This window comes from Pseudarthrobacter sp. NIBRBAC000502771 (assembly GCF_006517215.1).
GTDB classification, from domain to species: domain Bacteria; phylum Actinomycetota; class Actinomycetes; order Actinomycetales; family Micrococcaceae; genus Arthrobacter; species Arthrobacter niigatensis.
On the sequence record NZ_CP041187.1, the window covers coordinates 3080547 to 3100723 of the forward strand.

Genomic DNA, 20177 nt, shown 5'->3' on the forward strand with positions numbered 1-20177 from the left:
TTGAATAGCAAACATTCCTTTTTTAATTCCGTCCTGTGAGGCGGGGAAAGGGGAGACGAGCGTTGACATCTGTCACCAGCGCACCGGTTCCAGCCAGGGTTGTCCTCAGCCAGGCGGACATTGACCGGGCCCTCACTCGTATCGCCCATGAGATCCTCGAAGCCAACAAGGGGTCCCGGGACCTGGTCCTGTTGGGCATTCCCCGCCGCGGATACCCGCTGGCCGTGCGGCTCGCCGAAAAAATCGCTGCCGCAGACAACACCGTTGATGCCGCCGCCATCGTGGGCCAGCTCGACGTCACCATGTTCCGGGACGACCTCTCCCACCAGGGCACGCGGCCGCCGTACCCCACCAGGCTGCCCCGGACCGGCATCGACAACAAAGTCGTGGTGCTGATCGACGACGTCCTTTATTCGGGCCGCACCATCCGCGCCGCGCTGGACGCCCTCGTTGACCTCGGCCGCCCCCGGATCGTCCGGCTCGCGGTCCTGATCGACCGGGGCCACCGCGAACTCCCCATCCGCGCCGACCATGTAGGCAAGAACCTGCCTACCTCCTCCGCGGAAAAGGTCAGGGTCCGGCTGGAAGAAACGGACACCTCCGACGCCGGAGCGCCGGTCAACGAAGTCGTCATTGAGGGCGGCGCATGAAACACCTCCTGTCCACCGGGGACCTGAGCCATTCGAACGCCATCCGCATCCTTGACACTGCCGAGGAAATGTCGGCCGTGGGGGAGCGGGAAGTGAAGAAGCTTCCGGCGCTGCGCGGCCGCACCGTGGTCAACCTGTTCTTCGAGGACTCCACCCGCACCCGCATTTCCTTCGAAGCCGCGGCCAAGCGGCTCTCTGCCGACGTCATCAACTTCGCCGCCAAGGGATCCTCCGTCTCCAAGGGCGAGTCCCTCAAGGACACGGCCCAGACCCTGTCCGCCATGGGGGCTGACGCCGTCGTGATCCGTCACTGGGCGTCGGGCGCACCCCACCGCCTGGCCGCCACGGACTGGATCGATGCAGCCGTGATCAACGCCGGTGACGGCACCCACGAGCACCCCACCCAGGCCCTCCTGGACGCCTTCACCATGCGGCGGCACTGGGCCCGCCTGGCCGGAACGGGCTCCGAAGGAACGGACCTCAAGGGCATGCGGGTGGCCATCGCCGGTGACGTCCTGCACTCCCGCGTGGCCCGCTCCAACGTCTGGCTGCTCCGGACCCTGGGAGCGGAAGTCACGCTCGTGGCGCCGCCCACCCTGCTGCCGGTCGGCGTCGACAAGTGGCCCTGCAGCGTCAGCTACGACCTGGACCAAACCCTCGCAAACGGCGTGGACGCCGTCATGATGCTCCGCGTCCAGGGCGAACGCATGAACGCGTCGTTCTTCCCAAGCACCCGCGAATACTCCCGCCGCTGGGGCTTCGACGACAACCGGCTCCGGGCCCTGGACGACCTGGGCATGACGGACACCATCATCATGCACCCGGGCCCCATGAACCGCGGCCTGGAGATCAGCGCCGCCGCGGCGGACTCGCCGCGCTCCACCGTCCTGGCCCAGGTCCGGAACGGCGTGTCCGTGCGGATGGCCGCACTGTACCTGCTGCTCTCCGGGGACACCCGGGAACCAGCCGCAACCCGGGCACCGGCGTACGCCGCCGCCCCGTCCACCAAGGAGAGCAACTGATGGCAGGCAACACCGGAACGTACCTCATCCAGGGCGCCGCCATCCTGGGCGGCGACCCCACCGACCTGCTGGTCCGCGACGGCATCATTGCCGAGATCGGCCAGGGGCTGTCCGCTGATGGTGCCACCGTCATCGTCGCCGCCGGGCTGGTGGCCCTGCCGGGCATGGTGGACGTCCACACCCACCTCCGCGAACCCGGCCGCGAGGACGCCGAGACGGTCGAGACCGGCACGCGCGCAGCGGCGCTGGGCGGCTACACCGCCGTGCACGCGATGGCCAACAGCACTCCTGTGGCCGACACCGCGGGTGTGGTGGAGCAGGTCTACACCCTCGGCCAGGCAGCAGGGTGGGTGGACGTCCGCCCGGTAGGCGCGGTCACCGTCGGCCTGGCGGGGGAGCAGCTTGCCGAGCTGGGCGCGATGGCCGATTCCCGTGCCCGGGTGCGGATGTTCTCCGACGACGGCATGTGCGTCCACGACCCCGTTCTGATGCGCCGCGCGTTGGAGTACGTCAAGGCGTTCGACGGCGTGGTGGCCCAGCACGCCCAGGAACCGCGCCTGACCGCCGGTGCCCAGATGAACGAAGGCGACGTCTCGGCCGTCCTGGGCCTCACCGGCTGGCCCGCCGTGGCCGAGGAAAGCATCATTGCCCGCGACGTCCTCCTGGCCCAGCACGTCGGCTCGCGCCTCCACGTCTGCCACGTCTCCACGGCAGGATCTGTGGAGATCATCCGCTGGGCCAAGGAACGCGGCATCGACGTCACGGCGGAGGTCACCCCGCACCACCTGCTGCTGACCGACGACCTGGTCCGCAGCTACGACCCCGTCTTCAAGGTCAACCCGCCGCTGCGCACCGACGCGGACGTCGAGGCGTTGCGCGCCGGCCTGGCAGACGGCACGATCGACGTTGTGGGTACCGACCACGCACCGCACCCCAGCGAGCACAAGGAATGCGAGTGGGCGCAGGCTGCCATGGGCATGACCGGACTGGAAACCGCCCTGTCCGTGGTCCAGCACGCCATGATTGAGACCGGACTGATGACGTGGGCCGACTTCGCCCGGGTCACCTCCAGCGCGGCAGCGAAGATCGGGCGGCTGGCCGACCAGGGCAGGCCCATCGAAGCGGGGGAACCAGCCAACCTCATCCTGGTGGATCCGGCCGCGCGGTGGACGGTGGACCCCTCCAAGATGGCCACCATGGGCCGCAACTCGCCCTTCAAGGGCAGGGAACTCCCGGGCAAGGTGGTGGCAACCTTCTTCAGGGGCCACCCCACCGTCCTCGACGGTGCCCTCAACACGCCCCACCCGGACTCCGCCGCAACCCCTGCAGGCGCTGCCTGATGGATAAGATCCTTCCCGGCCTTGCCATGCTGGCGGTGGTCGCCGTCGTGTTTGTCCTCCTCGCAGTGGGCTGGCGCAACCGCCTGAAGCGCCAGTCCGACGTCGAACAACTGCCCCCGGCGCCCTCCGCCCCGGGCGAGCCCACCGCCGCCGCCGACGGGCAGTACGTGGCCACCACGACGGCCGGTGACTGGCTTGACCGGATCGCCGTGCACGGGCTGGGCATCCGCACCAACTCCACCCTCGAGGTGTACCCGCACGGCGTCCTCTACGGGCGGTCCGGCGCACCTGCGCTGTACATCCCCGCAGCCTCCCTCACCGAAGTCCGCCAGGACAGCGGCATGGCAGGGAAGTTCGTGGAAAAGGACGGCCTCCTGGTGCTCGGATGGACGCACGGCACGCATGAACTGGATACCGGCTTCCGAACCCGCCGCGCCGCGGACAAGGACGTGCTGTACCAGGCCCTTCAGGAATTGATTTCGTCAGCCCCAGCGGCTGGTGCCACCAGTGGAAAGTAAGACAGTGAAAGCGAATACATTGACAGCAACCACCTCCGCTCCGGCAGCCCTGGTCCTCGAAGACGGACGCATTTTCCGCGGCACCAGCTATGGTGCCACCGGCACCGCCCTGGGCGAGGCCGTCTTTGCCACCGGCATGACCGGCTACCAGGAAACCATTACCGATCCCTCTTACGCCCGCCAGCTGGTGGTGCAGACGGCGCCGCACATCGGCAACACCGGCGTGAATGATGACGACGCCGAGTCCCGGCGCATCTGGGTGGCCGGCTACATCGTCCGCGACGCCGCCCGCCGTCCCTCCAACTGGCGTTCCGAGCGGTCGCTGGATGAGGAGCTGGTGGCCCAGGGCATCGTCGGCATCCAGGGTGTGGACACCCGCGCCATCACCCGGCACCTGCGTGAGCATAAGACCATGCGCGCCGGCATCTTCTCCGGCGAGGCGGCACAGGGCACCGACAAGGAACTGCTCGACGCCGTCCTGGCCAGTGCCCCCATGGAGGGTTCGCGCCTGGCCGAGGAAGTCAGCGTCGACGAAGCCTATGTGGTGGAACCCAAGGACCACGGCTGGGAGGGTGAACCACGCTTCAGCATCGCGGCGATCGACCTCGGCATTAAGGCCATGACGCCGGTCCGGTTCGCCGAGCGCGGCGTCCGGGTCCACGTACTTCCGGCCACCGCCACCCTCGAGGACGTCAAGGCCGTCAACCCGGACGGCTTCTTCATGTCCAACGGCCCGGGCGACCCCGCCACAGCCGACGCCCAGGTCAAGCTCCTGCGCTCCGTCCTGGACGAGAAGCTGCCCTACTTTGGCATCTGCTTCGGCAACCAGATCCTGGGCCGCGCACTGGGCTTTGGCACCTACAAGCTCCGCTACGGCCACCGAGGCATCAATCAGCCCGTGATGGACCGCCGCACCGGCAAGGTGGAAATCACCTCCCAGAACCACGGTTTCGCCGTGGACGCACCGCTCGACGGCGCCACCCAGGCTCCGGAGGCACGCTACGGCCGGGTGGAAGTCAGCCACATCAGCCTGAACGACGACGTCGTGGAAGGCCTCGCCTGCCTGGACATCCCGGCCTTCTCCGTCCAGTACCACCCCGAGGCTGCTGCCGGCCCGCACGACGCCGCCTACCTGTTCGACCGGTTCATCGACCTGATGGCGGACACCAAGACCGCCAACCACAACAAGACTGAGGACAAGAAGTAATGCCGAAACGTACAGATCTCAAAAGCGTCCTCGTCATTGGTTCCGGCCCGATCGTCATCGGCCAGGCCGCCGAATTCGACTACTCCGGCACGCAGGCCCTGCGGGTCCTCAAGGAGGAGGGCCTGCGCGTCATCCTCGTGAACTCCAACCCGGCCACCATCATGACCGACCCCGAGTTCGCCGACGCCACCTACGTTGAACCCATCACTCCCGAGGTGGTGGAGAAGATCATCGCCAAGGAGCGCCCCGACGCTGTGCTTCCCACCCTGGGTGGCCAGACCGCGCTGAACACCGCCATCGCACTGGACAAGAACGGTGTGCTGGAGAAGTACAACGTGGAGCTGATCGGCGCGAACATCGCCGCGATCGAACTCGGCGAGGACCGCGAAAAGTTCAAGGGCGTCGTGGAGCGCTGCGGCGCCGAATCCGCCCGCAGCCACATCATCCACACCATGGACGAGGCCCTCAACGCCGCCGGTGACCTCGGCTACCCGATGGTCGTCCGCCCCTCCTTCACGATGGGCGGCCTGGGCTCCGGCCTGGCCTACAACGAGGATGACCTGCGCCGCATCGTCGGCCAGGGCCTGCAGTACAGCCCCACCAGCGAGGTGCTGCTCGAAGAGAGCATCCTGGGCTGGAAGGAATACGAGCTCGAGATGATGCGGGACAAGAACGACAACGTGGTTGTCGTCTGCTCCATCGAAAACTTCGACCCTGTAGGCGTTCACACCGGCGACTCCATCACCGTGGCGCCGGCCCTGACCCTCACCGACCGGGAGTACCAGAAACTCCGCGACGTGGCCATCGCCGTGATCCGTGAAGTGGGCGTTGACACCGGCGGCTGCAACATCCAGTTCGCCATCGACCCCGCCACCGGCCGCGTGGTGGTCATCGAAATGAACCCCCGCGTCTCCCGCTCCTCGGCGCTGGCATCCAAGGCAACCGGCTTCGCCATCGCCAAGATCGCCACCAAGCTCTCGCTCGGCTACACCCTGGATGAGATCCCCAACGACATCACCCAGAAGACCCCGGCGTCCTTCGAACCCACCCTGGACTACGTGGTGGTCAAGGTCCCGCGGTTCGCCTTCGAGAAGTTCCCGGCCGCGGACGACACCCTGACCACCACCATGAAGTCCGTGGGCGAAGCCATGGCCATGGGCCGCAACTTCACCGAAGCCCTGCAGAAGGCGCTCCGCTCCCTCGAACAGAAGGGTTCGCAGCTGGACTTCAGCAGCGTCCCGGAATACGAAGTGGCAGAGCTTATCGAGAAGGCCAAGCGTCCCACCACCGAACGCCTGCATCAGGTCCAGCGCGCCCTCCTGGGCGGCGCCACCGTGGAGCAGCTCTTCGAGGCGACCAAGATCGACCCCTGGTTCCTGGACCAGCTCCAGCTGCTCAACGAGATCTCCCACGAAATCCGGCAGGCCGGAGCCCTCACCAAGGAGATGCTGCAGCGTGCCAAGCGCCACGGCTTCTCCGACGAGCAGATCGGCGCCCTGACCCACAACTCCGAGGCCGTCGTCCGCGGTGTCCGGCAGGCCCTGGGCATCCGCCCCGTCTACAAGACCGTTGACACCTGCGCCGCCGAGTTCGCCGCGTACACCCCGTACCACTACTCGGCCTACGACGAGGAGGACGAAGTTGCGCTGCACTCCAAGCCGTCCATCCTGATCCTCGGTTCCGGCCCCAACCGCATCGGCCAGGGCATCGAATTCGACTACTCCTGCGTCCACGCCTCCATGGCGCTGCGCAAGGCCGGCTACGAGACCGTCATGGTCAACTGCAACCCGGAAACCGTCTCCACCGATTACGACGTCTCCACCCGCCTGTACTTCGAGCCGCTCACGCTCGAGGACGTGCTGGAGGTCATCGCGGCAGAGGAACGTACCGGCGGCGTCATGGGCGTCTTCGTCCAGCTCGGCGGCCAGACCCCGCTGAAGTTGGCGCAGCAGCTGGCTGACGCCGGCGTGCCGATCCTGGGCACCTCCCCGGAGGCCATCGACCTCGCGGAGCACCGCGGCGCCTTCTCCCGCGTGCTGGACAAGGCCGGCCTGGTGTCGCCCAAGAACGGCACCGCCGTCTCCTTCGAGGACGCCAAGAAGATCGCGGACGAGATCGGTTACCCCGTCCTGGTCCGCCCGTCCTACGTGCTGGGCGGCCGCGGCATGGAAATCGTCTACGACGAGCCCAACCTCTCCCGCTACATCGCCAACGCCACGGAAATCACCCCGGACCACCCCGTGCTGATCGACCGGTTCCTGGAGGACGCCGTCGAGATCGACGTCGACGCCCTCTACGACGGCACCGACATGTACCTGGGCGGCATCATGGAACACATCGAGGAAGCCGGCATCCACTCCGGCGACTCCGCCTGTGTCCTGCCTCCGATCACCCTGGGCGGCAACGTCATCGAGCGTGTCCGCGTGGCCACCCGCGCCATCGCCGAGGGCGTGGGCGTCCGGGGCCTGATCAACATCCAGTTCGCGCTGGCCTCGGACGTGCTGTACGTCCTGGAAGCCAACCCCCGCGCCTCGCGGACCGTGCCGTTCGTGTCCAAGGCCACGGGCGTCCAGATGGCCAAGGCCGCGGCCCTGATCGGCACCGGCGTGACCATCAACCAGCTCCGCAGCGCCTACAAGATGCTGCCGGAGTCCGGCGACGGTTCAACCCTGCCCCTTGACGCCCCCGTGGCCGTCAAGGAAGCGGTGCTCCCGTTCAGCCGGTTCCGCACCCTCGAGGGCAAGGTGGTGGACTCCCTGCTCGGACCCGAGATGCGCTCCACCGGCGAAGTCATGGGCATCGACAAGCACTTCGACACCGCCTTCGCCAAGAGCCAGGCCGGTGCCAACAACGCCCTGCCCACCGAGGGCAAGGTCTTTGTCTCCGTGGCCAACCGGGACAAGCGCTCGGTGATCATGGCGGTCAAGCGCCTCTCGGACCTTGGCTTCGAGATCGTCTCCACCGGCGGCACGGCGGACGTTCTGCGCCGCAACGGCATCCAGGCCACCCCGGTCCGCAAGGTGGCCGAGGGCAGCAGCGCCGAAGGTGAGGGCACCATCGCCGACCTGATCGTGGCGGGGGAAATCGATATGGTCTTCAACACGCCCTCCGGTGGGGAGGCGCGCAGCGACGGCTACGAGATCCGCGCCGCGGCAACCTCCATCGGCATCCCGTGCATCACCACCGTGGCCGAATTCAACGCCGCGGTCCAGGCCATCGAAGCCATGCGCACCTACCAGTGGTCCGTTACCAGCTTGCAGGAACACGCGGCAGCCCTCGCGGAATCGCAGAAGGCGGCCCTGCAGCATGCCTGAGCAGGTATCCGGCACCACCCCGGGGCCAGGCGCCGGCCGGGAGTCCTTCGGCTCCCGGCTCGGCGCAGCCATGGCCGCCCGCGGCCCGCTCTGCGTCGGCATCGACCCCCACCCGGCCCTGCTGAAGGCATGGGGGCTGGACGACGACGCCGCCGGACTGCGCCGGTTTTCGCTGACGGCTTTGGAGGCAGTGGCTTCCCTCGCTGCCGCGGTGAAGCCGCAGGTGGCACTTTACGAGCGCCACGGATCGGCCGGCCTGGCCGTCCTGGAAGAGGTCCTGGCTGAAGCCCGCAACCAGTCGGTACTCACGGTCGCCGACGCCAAGCGCGGCGACATCGGCTCCACCATGGCCGCCTATGCCGATGCCTGGCTCCGGGACGGCTCCCCGCTGGCGGCGGACTCCGTCACGCTGAGCCCCTACCTCGGCTTCGAGTCGCTGCGCCCCGCGCTGGACCTCGCGGCGGAAACCGGGCGCGGCGTATTCGTGCTGGCACTGACGTCCAACCCCGAAGGCGCCTCGGTCCAGCACGTCGGTGGAAAGGATTCCGTGGCCCGCCGGATCACGGAGGCCGCGGCCGCGGAGAACTCACGGTACGCCGGAAGCCTCGGCTCCGTCGGCCTGGTGGTCGGCGCCACCGTGGGGAGCGCCCTGGCAGACCTGGAACTGGACCTCGCCGCCGTCCGTGGACCCATCCTGGCACCCGGGCTCGGTGCCCAGGGGGCTACCCCGGCCGGGCTGAGGACCACGTTCGGCGACGCCTACCCGCTCGTCCTGGGAACATCGAGCCGCGACATCCTCGCGGCGGGACCGGAAATCCGCGGACTGCGTGAGGCCGCCCTGCGGACGCTGGCGGGACTGCGGAGCGAATAGGCCGCCAATTGTCCGGATGCATTGATTCGGGCTGCACCAAAGGGTAGTTTCAGGACAGGTCCAAGGGCGGCCGCCCTTGGATGAAATCCGCCGACTCCGGGGGTGTCCGTGATGGTCCTGCGACCTTTATCCGCTTCTGAACGGGCCGAGGCCCTGGGCAAGGCGGCCGCGGCCAGGGCTACCCGGGCTGCTGCCAAGGAGAGCCTCCGGAACGGTGACAGGTCGGCCGCGGATATCATCAGTTCCGCACTGGAGGATGATGCGCTGGCCCGCATGCGGGTTTCGGAGCTGCTCGAGGCCCTCCCCGGCATCGGAAAGGTCCGGGCCGCCGCCATCATGCAGCAGCTGGGCATTGCGGCGTCCCGCAGGGTCCGTGGGCTGGGCGTCCACCAGCGCCGGGCGCTGGTAGATTTTATAGACGAGCACTGAGGCACAGGCCGCGCCTGTCCTTCCCCCAACCGTGGCAAAAGGAATACGTGAGCAAGAAACCGGGACTGACAGTCCTCGCAGGTCCGACGGCTGTTGGCAAAGGCACCGTGTCCACCTACATCCGGGACAACTACCCCGAGGTCTGGCTTTCCGTTTCAGCCACCACCCGGGCGCCCCGGCCCGGCGAAGTGGACGGCGTCCACTACTTCTTCAAGACCAAGGAGGAGTTCGAGCAGCTCATCGCCGATGGTGAACTCCTGGAGTGGGCAGTGGTCCACGGACAGAACACCTACGGCACCCTGAAGAGCACCGTGAACGGGGCCATCGCAGAAGGCCGTTCGGTGCTGCTGGAGATTGACCTCCAGGGCGCCCGCCAGGTCAAGGCGGCAGTCCCGGACGCGCAGTTCGTCTTCCTGGCCCCGCCCACGTGGGACGAGATGGTCCGCCGGCTGGTGGGCCGGGGGACCGAAACCCCGGAGGAACAGCAGCGCCGGCTGGAAACCGCTAAACTGGAACTTGCTGCTGAACCGGAGTTTGACCACACCGTCATCAACGATGACGTCCGCCGGGCAGCGGACGAGCTTGTTTCACTCATGGGGCTGACACCGCATCCACACCTGCCGGAACCGTCAGCCCGCTAGGAATTTGGAGAAATTCGTGTCTACGAACCTTGAAGGCATCATCAACCCGCCGATCGACGATCTGCTGAAGGTAGCAGATTCCAAGTACGGCCTGGTGATCTTCGGTGCCAAGCGTGCTCGTCAGATCAACGCCTACTACGCCCAGCTGCACGAGGGCCTCTTCGAGTACGTCGGGCCCCTGGTTGACACCAAGCTGAACGAGAAGTCGCTTTCAATCGCCCTGCGCGAGATCAACGAAGGCAAGCTGGTCTCCACGCCGATCGAAGCCGCTGAGTAACCTGCCGCCAACTGACTTGCTGACGGAGATCACGTGCGCATAGTCCTCGGAGTCGGGGGAGGGATTGCCGCCTACAAGGTGGCATCGCTCCTCCGGCTTTTTACTGAAGCCGGACATGACGTCACGGTGATCCCCACGGAGGCGTCCACCCGCTTCATCGGCACCGCGACCTGGGAGGCGCTGTCCGGAAACCCCGTCAGCAACAGCGTCTTTGACGACGTCCACCTGGTGAACCACGTCCGGCTTGGCCACGAGGCTGACCTGGTGGTTGTTGCACCCGCAACCGCTGACCTCCTGGCCAAAGCCGCCACCGGCCAGGCCGGTGACCTGCTGACCAACACGCTGCTGATGGCGCACGGCCCAGTGCTGTTCGCGCCCGCGATGCACACGGAAATGTGGCAGCACGCCGCCACCCGCGCCAACGTTGAAACGCTCCGCGGCAGGGGCGCCGCAGTCCTCGAACCCGCCTCCGGCAGGCTGACCGGCGCTGACTCCGGACCGGGAAGGCTTCCGGAACCGCAGGCGATCTTTGACGCCGCCATGGCACTGGTCCAGGGACAGTCCGATTTCCAGTTGCCCCTTGCCGGCCGCACCGTAACCATCAGTGCAGGGGGCACCCGCGAGCCGCTGGACCCCGTCCGTTTCCTCGGCAACCGGTCCTCCGGCAAGCAGGGCGTCGCGCTGGCCGTCGCCGCCCGGAACGCCGGTGCCACCGTCCGGCTGCTGGCGGCACACATGGAGGTCCAGCCGCCCGCCGGGGTGGAGGTGGTCCGCGTGGAGACTGCACTGCAGCTCCGGGCGGCTGCGCTGGATGCCGCTGCCGGGTCCGACGTCATCATCATGTCCGCCGCCGTGGCAGACTTCCGCCCCGCCGATGTCTCCGACACCAAGATCAAGAAACGCGACGACACCGCAGACCCCGTCATTACCCTGGTCCGCAACCCGGACATCCTGCAGGAACTCGTGGAGCAACGCAACGCCGGACCTTCCGGTACCGGCCAGCTCATCGTCGGCTTCGCGGCGGAAACCGGTGACAGCCAGGGCGACGTCCTCGCATACGCCGAAGCGAAACTGCAGCGAAAAAGCTGCGACCTGCTGGTGGTCAACCATGTGGGCGCGGACAAAGTCTTCGGGCAGGACTCCAACTCGGTGGTCATCCTTTCGCGCGCCGGCGACGAACCACAGGAAGCGGCCGGAACCAAGACTGAGGTTTCGGAAGCCATCATTGCCCGCATCGGCTTTGAACTGACCAGGGTTTCACCCCGTACCTGAGTGTTCCGCACCACGTTTGCTTCTCGGGAGGACATCTCCCGCGGGGCCGGCGCCTTCCAACCAGTAAGGTAGTTGAGTGACTTTACCGCTGCACCTTCCCCAGACCCATGGGGCCACGCCCTCCGCGCTCCGGCTCTTCACGTCCGAGTCGGTGACCGAAGGCCATCCGGACAAGATCTGCGACCAGATCAGCGACGCCATCCTGGACGCCCTGCTGGCCGCGGACCCCGAGTCACGCGTGGCCGTGGAGACAATGGCGACCACTGGGCTGGTGCACGTTGCGGGCGAAGTCACCACCGACGCGTACGTCGAGATCCCGCAGATCGTCCGCGAAACCATTCTTGGCATCGGCTACGACTCCTCAGCGAACGGTTTTGACGGTGCCCGCTGCGGCGTGTCTGTTTCCATTGGCCAGCAGTCCAACGACATCGCCGGCGGTGTGTTCAACTCGCTGGAAGCCCGCGAGGGCCGCCAGGAGGACGATTACGACCTCCAGGGCGCAGGCGACCAAGGCCTGATGTTCGGCTACGCCAGCGACGAGACCCCTTCCTATATGCCCACGCCCATCTGGCTGGCCCACCGGCTCTCCGAGCGCCTCACCGATGTCCGCAAGACAGGCCAGCTGGCCTACCTTCGGCCGGACGGCAAGACCCAGGTCACGGTGGGGTACGACAAGGATGTTCCCGTTTCGATTGAAACCGTGGTGATTTCGAGCCAGCACGCCGAGGGTGCAAGCCTGCAGCAGTTGCGCGCGGACCTTGCCGCCATCGTCATTGAACCTGTCCTGGCCGCGGCCAACCTGGACATTTCCCGTGCCGCGAACATCCTCAATCCGGCCGGCGAATTCGTCATCGGCGGCCCGGTGGGCGACGCAGGCCTCACCGGCCGCAAGATCATCGTCGATACCTACGGCGGCATGGCGCGCCATGGCGGCGGTGCCTTCTCCGGCAAGGATCCATCCAAGGTGGACCGCTCTGCCGCCTACGCCATGCGGTGGGTTGCCAAGAACGTGGTGGCCGCGGGGCTGGCCAAGCGCGCAGAGATCCAGATCGCATATGCCATCGGCCAGGCCCGCCCCGTAGGAACCTACGTTGAGACCTTTGGTACCGAGACTGTGGATCCCGCCCGGATCAGCGACGCCATTGCGGAAATCTTCGACCTCCGTCCCCGCGCCATCATCGACGCCCTCGACCTGAAGCGCCCGATCTACGCCAAGACTGCCGCCCACGGGCACTTCGGCCGCGATGAGCCCGAGTTCACGTGGGAACGACTTGACCGGGTAGATGATTTGAAGGCGTTCTTCAACGCGTAGGTGAATTCCTGCCGGGACCCGGAAGCAGCGGGCCCGGACAGGAAGTGCACTGTCAGTGGCCTATGCTTGGCTGTTCATGTCCAACCCGGCAGCTGAACGGAGGGAGCCACGGTGGTTGCTGACAGTTCCGTCCAGCCATCCCTGTTGCAGGGGTTTCCGGCCCGCGCACTGCCTGTCGGCGTCGACCTGGCCAAGCAGTTTCCCGTGGCGCGGATCCTCGTGGAGTCGTCGCTGCCGCACCTGGACCGCCCCTTCGACTACGCGGTCCCGGTTGCGCTGGACCAGGACGCCCAGCCGGGAGTCAGGGTCAAGGTCAAGTTCAATGGCCAGGATCTGAACGGTTTCCTTTTGGAGCGTCTGGCGGAATCCGATGCCGGACACACCCTGGTGCCCTTGTCGAAGGTCGTGTCCCCGGTTCCGGTCCTCACGCCCGCAGCCCGGGACCTTGCCGGGGCCGTGGCGGCGCGGTACGCCGGCACGGTCAGCGACGTCCTCCGCCTGGCCGTACCGCCCCGCGTCGCCCGGCTCGAAAAGGACTACCCCGCATCACTGGACCCTGCAGATCCGGGTGGGACTGCAGGCCTGGATGGCACGGCAGGACCGCAGGCTCCAGAAGCCGAAGGCGCCCTGGGCATCCCGGCTGTCCCCGGCGTTCCAGCGTGGACCGCGTACCGCACCGGAGCTGCTTTCCTGAGGCACCTGGCTGCCGGGGGATCCCCGCGTGCGGTCATCAATCCGCTCCAGGGCTATGGGGCCGCCGGGTGGCCGGCCCTCCTGGCCCAGGCTGCCGCCGCTGCTTACGCCTCAGGCAGGGGCGCGCTGCTGGTAGTGCCCGACTACCGCGACCTGGACCGGCTGGAGCAGGCGCTGATGGAACTGCTGCCGGAGGAGGCCGTGGCCAGGCTCACGGCGGACGACGGCCCCACGCCGCGGTACCGGAACTTCCTGCGACTCCTTGCGGGCCGGGCAAGGATCGCCATTGGCACCAGGTCCGCCGCTTTTGCGCCGGTGCAGGACTTGGGCCTGGTTGCCTGCTGGGACGACGGCGACGACCTCCACATCGAGCAGCGCGCACCCTACGCGCACGCCCGGGAGGTCCTCCTCCTGCGGGCAGAACAGGAGGGCACAGCCTGCCTCCTGGCGGGGCACGCCCGCAGCACCGAAGTCCAGCGGCTGGTGGAGGCCGGGTGGGCCGTCCCCGTTGAAGCCGAGCGTTCCACGGTCCGCAGGACCGTTCCGCGCGTGGTCAACACGGCTGACAGCTTCGAGCAGGAACGTGATCCCCTGGCCACTATCGCGCGGCTGCCCCATGCCGCCTGGCAGGCGGCAAAGAAGGGGCTGGATCGTGGCCCCGTCCTGGTCCAGGTGGCCAGGGCCGGCTACGCGCCCTCCCTCGTGTGCGAAACCTGCCGTGAACCCGCCCGGTGTGGGCACTGCCAGGGACCCCTGGCCCTGGCCGGAACAGCCGCCTTGCCCCAGTGCCGCTGGTGTTCCTCACCGGCTCCGGAATGGAAGTGCTCCTACTGCGGCGGGCGGCGGCTCCGTAAAGGGGCCACGGGAGTCCTGCGCACCGCTGAAGAGCTGGGCCGCGCATTTCCGGGCACCACGGTCGTCACGTCATCGGGCGACCAAGTGAAGGCCACAGTGGGCGGGGGCAAGGCGCTGGTGGTGGCAACAGTGGGGGCCGAACCCGTCGCAGACGGCGGTTATGCGGCCGCCCTGCTGCTGGATGGAGATTCGCTGCTGCGCCGGGAAAGCCTCCGCGCAGGCGAAGACACCCTGCGCCGCTGGTTCAACGCAGCCGCCCTGGTCCGGCCCGGGGCAGCGGAAGGCCTGGTGGTGGTCACTGCCACGGACACCGCCGCCACCGGGGCGCTGCTGCGGTGGGACCCGGCCGGCTATGCCCGGCGCGAGCTGTCGCTGCGAATGGAACTCCAGCTTCCACCGGCGGTACGCATCGCCTCCGTGACGGGGCCGCGCGCCGCCGTCGAACACTACACGGGTGCCGTGGAAGCGGACCTGGCCGGCGCGGGCATCGCCGTGCGAACGGCGGGCCCGGCGCCGCTGCTGCTCACCGCGCCGCCCGCCGGCAGGCGCTCGGCCGAGGACGTCCGGACCCTGCTGTTCTTCCCGTACGGCCACGCCGCCGCCGTCGTCCGCGTCCTCCGGGTCACCCGCGCCGCCGTGGCCGCTAAACGGACCATGGACCCCGTGCAGCTGCGGCTGGACGGCGTCGACGTGCTCTAGGTGTAATTCCCACGGAGGTTGTGAACGCGGCTGATGGGGGTCTGGTCTCCGATGCCGGTGTGGGTTCTGTGGTGATTGTAGTGGTGTAGCCAGTCTTGGTAGGTGGCGGCTCGCTCGGCTTCTGAGGTGTAGGCCTTGGAGTAGGCCCATTCGCTGGTGAGGGTGCGGTTGAAGCGTTCTACCTTGCCGTTGGTTTGGGGCCGGTAGGGGCGGGTCCGCCGGTGCTTAATGTGGGGGCCCAGGGCTGCTGCGAAGACCCTTGAGCGGTAGCAGGACCCGTTGTCAGTGAGTACGGCCTTGATACTGATGCCATGGGCGGCGAAGAACGCAGCCGCACGGATCCAGAAAGCGGCTGCCGTTTCCTTCTTTTCGTCAGCGAGAACCTCCGAGTACGCCAGCCTGGTGTGATCGTCCACTGCGTGGTGCAGATAGGCGTAACCGGTTCCGTCTTTGCGGTTCTTCCTGCCCCTGGCCCGTCCCAGCGCGCGGTGTCCGCCGCCGTCCGGGATGCGGCCAAGCTTCTTAATATCCACGTGGACAAGATCCCCGGGGTTCTCGTGTTCATAGCGCTGTGGTGCAGGCTTTCGGACGGGCAAGCCGGTGCCTTGATCGAGGCAGGCCAGCCGGGGCATCCGGTACCTGGTCAGGACTTTCCCCACGGTGGAGCGGGCTAAGTGCAAGTGGGCCGCTATCCGGTGCGGTCCCCACCGCCGGCTGAAGCGCAACGCCACAATCCGCCGTTCGGTACGCACGGGTGTGCGGTGAGGACTCCGTCGGGGTCGCGAGGATGCATCAGCCATTCCGGACTCGCCTGAACTCCGGTACCGATCCACCCATTTCTTGACCGTTGCCGGCGAGCACTGAAACCGTTCGGCAGCCCGGCGAAGCGTCCAGCCCTGCTCAATGACCAGACGGGCGAGCTTTGCCCGGGCCTTAGGTGTCAGGTCGGCGTTGGCATGGGTAACGTAGGACACGAGGGCCTCCTGGCGTCGGATTGAGTGTGGTAACCCAAATCGATACCGGAGGCCCTCGCCTTTTACATCACGCCACGCTGTTCACAACCTCCGTGGGAATTACATCTAGGTCCGTCCTGCGGGAGGACGTACGTCAGGCCCGTCGCCTCTTTGCAACTACCTCGTGGGCCGCGTCCACCAGCTGGCGCGCCGATTCGTCCCAACTGAACCCGGCCGCGCGGGCCAGGGAGCGGCGGGACAGGTCCTGCCAGTGCCCGTCGTCCCGCAGCTGGCCCACCGCGTCAGCGAACTGTGCGGGTGACTCTGGATCCACGTAAATCGCGGCATCCGACCCCACCTCCCTAAAGATGGGAATGTCGCTGGCGATCACGGGCGTACCAACCGCCATCGCCTCCACGAGCGGAAGACCATACCCCTCGGCCCGGGACAGGCTCACCAGTGCCGTGGCCCGGCGCAGGAGCCGGTCATACTCAGCATCCGTCACGCCGTCGTGGAACACCACGGAGGCGCCTTGGGGGACAATACGCTCCAGCTCTGCCCGCCGCTGCGGGGCGATCCGGCTGAGCAGGTGCAGCGTGTAGCCCGGGAGTCCGGCCATACCGGCCACCATGGTTTCCACGTTCTTGTACGGCATGAACGAACCCATGTAGATGATTGTCTTGTCCGCCCCGGCGGCGGGCTCGCGCGGTTCCTGGGCCGGCTGCGGGGCATTGGCAATGATGCGCACGGGCCGGCGTGTCAGCCGGTACTTGGCCATCAGCGCCTCGGTGGTCCGGCTGATGGTGGCAACAATATCGGCCCGGTCCAGGAGCAGGCGCTGTGGCCAGAACGCCTTGTGGTACAGCCGCCACAGGAGGCGGACGGGGGCCGGCAGGAAACCAGGGGGAGCGGGGTGTTCGTAGTAGATCAAGTCATGCAGGGTCAGGATCAGTCCGTACTTCCGTCCCCAGGTGCCCATGGTCTGCATGGGGCAGACAACCACATCCGCGCCAAGGGCGTTGACCTTCCGGGCAACGAACAGTTCCAGGGGCGAAAGCGGGCTGCTGATGAGCGTGTAGGGCACGTCAGGGAGCAGCGCCAGCTGCCGCTCGTCGGACACCAGCATGGAGACGTCCGCGATCTTTGCCGTTGCGGCGATCAGGCTTGCCCCGTAGCGGCTGATGCCATCGTGGTGGTCGGTACGGGTGAAACGTGCATCGATGACGATCTTCACGCGGGATGGTCCTTAAGGAAGCTGCGGATGTAGCGGGCGGCCGGTTCAGGTGTTTCGTAGTGGATCAGGTGCCCGACGCCGGGAATCACCTTCAGCTCACCGTCCGGGAGCATGCCCAGGAGCCGGTGCTGGCTGGGGAGGGTGGCGATTTCATCCTTCTCGCCGGCGACCAGCAGCACGGGCAGCTGCAGCAGGCCGGCTACCTCGGCCACGTGGTGGCTGACGGAGGCGGTAAAGGATTCCAGGAGGCTGTCCCTGTCGGCGAAGGAACTGAAGTAGGCATGGTGCTGGCCGTGGATATAGGCCCTCAGATTGGGATCGCGGGTCTTGGCCATGGTCTCACTCATAACCCTGACAATCACGGGATTGCGCAGCAATGCCAGTCCGGGCCTGCGCGGAAGGTGCGCAGCAAGCTTGTAGTACAGCACCGCAAGCCGGGTCATTACCCCCTTGGGCCCCTCCAGCGCCGGCGCTGCAATGGGGTTGATGAGGATGAGGGGACGAACTGCGTCCGGGTTGCTGGCCACGAAGTGGGCCGCCACGATGGATCCGAACGAGTGCCCCAGCAGTACCGTGTCCCTCCCCAGGCCCAGCGCCGCCATGAAGTCGGAGATGAACCGCCCGTAGCGTTCCACGGAGTGCGGGCCGTGGGTAAAAGCGTCCGAGCTGCCGAAGCCGGGCAAATCCGGCATGATGATGCGCATGTCCGGAAGCTGGTCCGCCACGCGCAGGAGCCCGTGGTGGTCGCCGCGGAATCCATGGACCACCAGGATGGTGCGGGTATCCGGGGTGACCTCCAACGGCTCATAGGTCCAGAAAGCCACGGTGCCGCCGTCGAGGGTGACGGCGGAGGCCAGGGTACGGCCTGAAAGGCCGGCGCTGACGTAGGCGGGCGCAGGGGAGGGCCCCGGGTTCACGGTATCCATGGCCTGCCCTAGTTGACGTTGTCCGGATGGGAGCCCGTCCGCTGCCCGCGGTCCAGAGCGTTGATCGCCGCCATGTCGCGCGCTGAGAGTTCGAAGTTGAAGACATCGAGGTTCTCCCGGATGCGCGCCTCCGAACTCGCCTTGGGAATGGCGATGTTGCCCAGTTGCATGTGCCAGCGGAGGATCACTTGCGCGGGCGTCCGGCCGTGCTCGGCGGCACAAGCCTGGATGACCGGGTCTGCCAGCACCTGGCCGCGGCCCAGCGGGCTCCAGGCTTCGGTGCGGATGCCCAGGTCCGCGTGCTTGCTGCGCAGTTCCTCCTGTTGCAGCCAGGGATGGAGTTCGATCTGGTTGACAGCGGGAACCACCTCGGCGCCTGCGAGCAGGCGGTCAAGATGGGCCGGTTGGAAGTTGCTGACGCCGATGGCACGGACCCTTCCCTCCCGGTACAAGGTTTCCAGGGCGCGGTAGGTCTCGGTGAAGAGCCCGCGGCGGGGGCATGGCCAGTGGATGAGGTACATGTCCACATAGTCCAGGCCCAGGTTGACCATGGAATCGTCAAAGGCGCGCAGGGTGGCGTCGAAGCCATGGTGGTCGTTCCACACCTTCGTGGTGACGAACACGTCTTCACGCGACAGGGGCGGGAACAGTTCGCCTGAGCCGCCACTGCCGGACCCCGCGTCCAGCTGGGAACTGATACCGCGCGCCACGCCGGTCTCGTTCCCGTACATGGCGGCGGTGTCGAAGTGGCGGTAGCCGGCGGCGAGCGCAGTGGCGACCAGGCCTTCGGCTTCGGCTGCCGCCACCTTGTACAGCCCAAAGCCGAGCTGGTCGATCAGCACGCCGTTGTTCAGGCTGAGCCGGGGTGAGGTTCTCATGGCAACGACTCTACCTACTTCAGCTGGTCAGGCCCTCGTAATCGACGAGGCGGCGTGCGGTGGCTTCGTCCAGGATCAGGTCGGTCGCAAGCCTGGCCGCCAGTGCCCCGCGCAGGCCGTTGATCTTGGAGACCCCGGATACCACGCAGATCCTGCGGCGTACCTGTCGGAGCTGGGCCAGCGACGGGCCGGTGGAGCGTTCGTTGAGGACGATCCCGTCAGAAGACCCGTCATCCCGGAAGAACACGGTGGCAACGTCTCCGACGACGTCGGAGTTGGCAAGGGCGTTGAGGTCTTCTTCGTCGAGATAGCCGCCGGCGTAGACGTGGCTTGGGTAGTCGGCGTGGACGGAACCGACGCCGAAGATGGCGATGCTCATCTTCGCCTGCAGTTCCAGGACGCGCTGCACGCTGCGCTCGTTCCACATGGCCGTCTTGGTGGCAGCGTGGTCGAAGAAGGCCGGGACGGGGAACTGTTCCACCCGTGCTCCGTAGGCGCTGCCAAACCGGCGCATGATGTCGCTTGCGTAGGTGATGCCGGTGGTGTGCATGTTTCCGGCGCCGTTGAGCTGGACGATCACGCTGTCGTGGGTGATCTTCCTGGTGAGGTGCCTGCTCACCGCGCTGAGCGTGGATCCCCAGGCCACGCCGATGATCGCGTTCGAGTCCACCAGGGGTCCGATGGTGCGGGCGGCCTGCATGGCCACCCGGTCCAGGGTTTCGGCTTCATTGAGAGTCCCGAGGATGGGGACCACATGGACGTCCAGGTTGTACCGGCGCCGGATCATGCCCTCCAGTTCCGGTCCGGTATCCAGGGGGTTGCGGATCTGGATCTGCACCAGGCCGGACTCCCGCGCCGATGACAACAGCCGGGAAACCGTGGACCGGGACGTGCGCAGTTCGCGTGCGATCGCGTCCATGGTGAGGTCCTGCAGGTAATACATTTGTGCAGCTCGGAGGGCATCCTGGTCGCGGGAAAGTGCCATCTCACTTCCGTTCTGCACGTTTGTGCATAGTGCTTGACTCCATTTTCCATTTCTCCAAACAATAGAGCAGAACGGCGGTGCCGCACAGTGGTGACCGCAAC

18 protein-coding genes are annotated in these 20177 nt (G+C 67.0%); 13 read left to right on the forward strand and 5 right to left on the reverse strand.

The annotated features are described in order from the left end of the window. Positions 1-62: 62 nt before the first annotated feature. The 13 genes from pyrR to NIBR502771_RS14495 all read left to right on the forward strand — a co-directional run bounded on the left by pyrR (position 63) and on the right by NIBR502771_RS14495 (position 15100). Positions 63-650, forward strand: a complete 588-nt coding sequence (gene pyrR / locus NIBR502771_RS14435; RefSeq protein ID WP_141160350.1) for a bifunctional pyr operon transcriptional regulator/uracil phosphoribosyltransferase PyrR — start codon at positions 63-65, stop codon at positions 648-650. After that, positions 647-1672: an aspartate carbamoyltransferase catalytic subunit gene (locus NIBR502771_RS14440; RefSeq protein ID WP_141160351.1), complete on the forward strand. Its 1026-nt coding sequence runs from the start codon at positions 647-649 to the stop codon at positions 1670-1672. The genes pyrR and NIBR502771_RS14440 overlap by 4 nt, the downstream gene beginning before the upstream one ends. Next, positions 1672-3012, forward strand: coding sequence for a dihydroorotase (locus tag NIBR502771_RS14445; protein ID WP_141160352.1), 1341 nt, complete (start codon positions 1672-1674; stop codon positions 3010-3012). Before NIBR502771_RS14440 ends, NIBR502771_RS14445 begins: the two co-directional genes overlap by 1 nt. Continuing rightward, positions 3012-3530 carry a hypothetical protein gene (locus tag NIBR502771_RS14450; protein ID WP_141160353.1) on the forward strand — a complete coding sequence of 173 codons (519 nt, stop codon included), beginning with the start codon at positions 3012-3014 and terminating at the stop codon, positions 3528-3530. The genes NIBR502771_RS14445 and NIBR502771_RS14450 overlap by 1 nt, the downstream gene beginning before the upstream one ends. Continuing rightward, positions 3511-4737, forward strand: a complete 1227-nt coding sequence (gene carA, locus NIBR502771_RS14455) for a glutamine-hydrolyzing carbamoyl-phosphate synthase small subunit (RefSeq protein ID WP_371416502.1) — start codon at positions 3511-3513, stop codon at positions 4735-4737. The genes NIBR502771_RS14450 and carA overlap by 20 nt, the downstream gene beginning before the upstream one ends. Continuing rightward, on the forward strand, positions 4737-8051 hold the full coding sequence (gene carB / locus NIBR502771_RS14460) for a carbamoyl-phosphate synthase large subunit (RefSeq protein WP_141160355.1): 3315 nt from the start codon (positions 4737-4739) through the stop codon (positions 8049-8051). The genes carA and carB overlap by 1 nt, the downstream gene beginning before the upstream one ends. Beyond that, the gene (gene pyrF / locus NIBR502771_RS14465) at positions 8044-8922 is read left to right on the forward strand and encodes an orotidine-5'-phosphate decarboxylase (protein ID WP_141160356.1); all 879 of its coding nucleotides are present in this window, start codon (positions 8044-8046) and stop codon (positions 8920-8922) included. The genes carB and pyrF overlap by 8 nt, the downstream gene beginning before the upstream one ends. Positions 8923-9033: 111 nt before the next feature. Beyond that, a complete protein-coding gene (gene mihF, locus NIBR502771_RS14470) occupies positions 9034-9351 on the forward strand; it encodes an integration host factor, actinobacterial type (protein ID WP_210411227.1) in 318 nt (105 codons plus the stop codon). 47 nt (positions 9352-9398) lie between these two features. Continuing rightward, positions 9399-9992 (forward strand): guanylate kinase, encoded by a 594-nt coding sequence (gene gmk / locus NIBR502771_RS14475; RefSeq protein WP_141160358.1) that lies wholly within the window; start codon positions 9399-9401, stop codon positions 9990-9992. A 16-nt stretch (positions 9993-10008) separates the two neighbouring features. Next, positions 10009-10269 carry a DNA-directed RNA polymerase subunit omega gene (gene rpoZ / locus NIBR502771_RS14480; protein WP_026264487.1) on the forward strand — a complete coding sequence of 87 codons (261 nt, stop codon included), beginning with the start codon at positions 10009-10011 and terminating at the stop codon, positions 10267-10269. Between the two features lie 33 nt (positions 10270-10302). After that, positions 10303-11541, forward strand: coding sequence for a bifunctional phosphopantothenoylcysteine decarboxylase/phosphopantothenate--cysteine ligase CoaBC (gene coaBC, locus NIBR502771_RS14485; RefSeq protein WP_141160359.1), 1239 nt, complete (start codon positions 10303-10305; stop codon positions 11539-11541). 76 nt (positions 11542-11617) lie between these two features. Further along, positions 11618-12853: a methionine adenosyltransferase gene (metK, locus tag NIBR502771_RS14490; RefSeq protein ID WP_141160360.1), complete on the forward strand. Its 1236-nt coding sequence runs from the start codon at positions 11618-11620 to the stop codon at positions 12851-12853. A gap of 111 nt (positions 12854-12964) precedes the next feature. Then, positions 12965-15100, forward strand: coding sequence for a primosomal protein N' (locus tag NIBR502771_RS14495; RefSeq protein WP_141160361.1), 2136 nt, complete (start codon positions 12965-12967; stop codon positions 15098-15100). On the opposite strand, the gene NIBR502771_RS14500 is transcribed toward NIBR502771_RS14495, so the two are convergent. From NIBR502771_RS14500 to NIBR502771_RS14520, 5 genes are all read right to left on the reverse strand, one after another. Continuing rightward, positions 15097-16074 (reverse strand): IS481 family transposase, encoded by a 978-nt coding sequence (locus NIBR502771_RS14500; RefSeq protein WP_141160362.1) that lies wholly within the window; start codon positions 16072-16074, stop codon positions 15097-15099. The genes NIBR502771_RS14495 and NIBR502771_RS14500 overlap by 4 nt on opposite strands. 133 nt (positions 16075-16207) lie before the next feature. Then, complete coding sequence (locus tag NIBR502771_RS14505) at positions 16208-17287, reverse strand: glycosyltransferase family 1 protein (RefSeq protein ID WP_141160363.1); 1080 nt, start codon at positions 17285-17287, stop codon at positions 16208-16210. Further along, positions 17284-18213 carry an alpha/beta fold hydrolase gene (locus NIBR502771_RS14510; RefSeq protein ID WP_141160364.1) on the reverse strand — a complete coding sequence of 310 codons (930 nt, stop codon included), beginning with the start codon at positions 18211-18213 and terminating at the stop codon, positions 17284-17286. The genes NIBR502771_RS14505 and NIBR502771_RS14510 overlap by 4 nt, the downstream gene beginning before the upstream one ends. 8 nt (positions 18214-18221) lie before the next feature. Then, positions 18222-19091 (reverse strand): aldo/keto reductase, encoded by an 870-nt coding sequence (locus NIBR502771_RS14515; RefSeq protein ID WP_141160365.1) that lies wholly within the window; start codon positions 19089-19091, stop codon positions 18222-18224. 19 nt (positions 19092-19110) lie between these two features. Next, complete coding sequence (locus NIBR502771_RS14520) at positions 19111-20076, reverse strand: sugar-binding transcriptional regulator (protein WP_141160366.1); 966 nt, start codon at positions 20074-20076, stop codon at positions 19111-19113. Between the last annotated feature and the right edge of the window lie 101 nt (positions 20077-20177).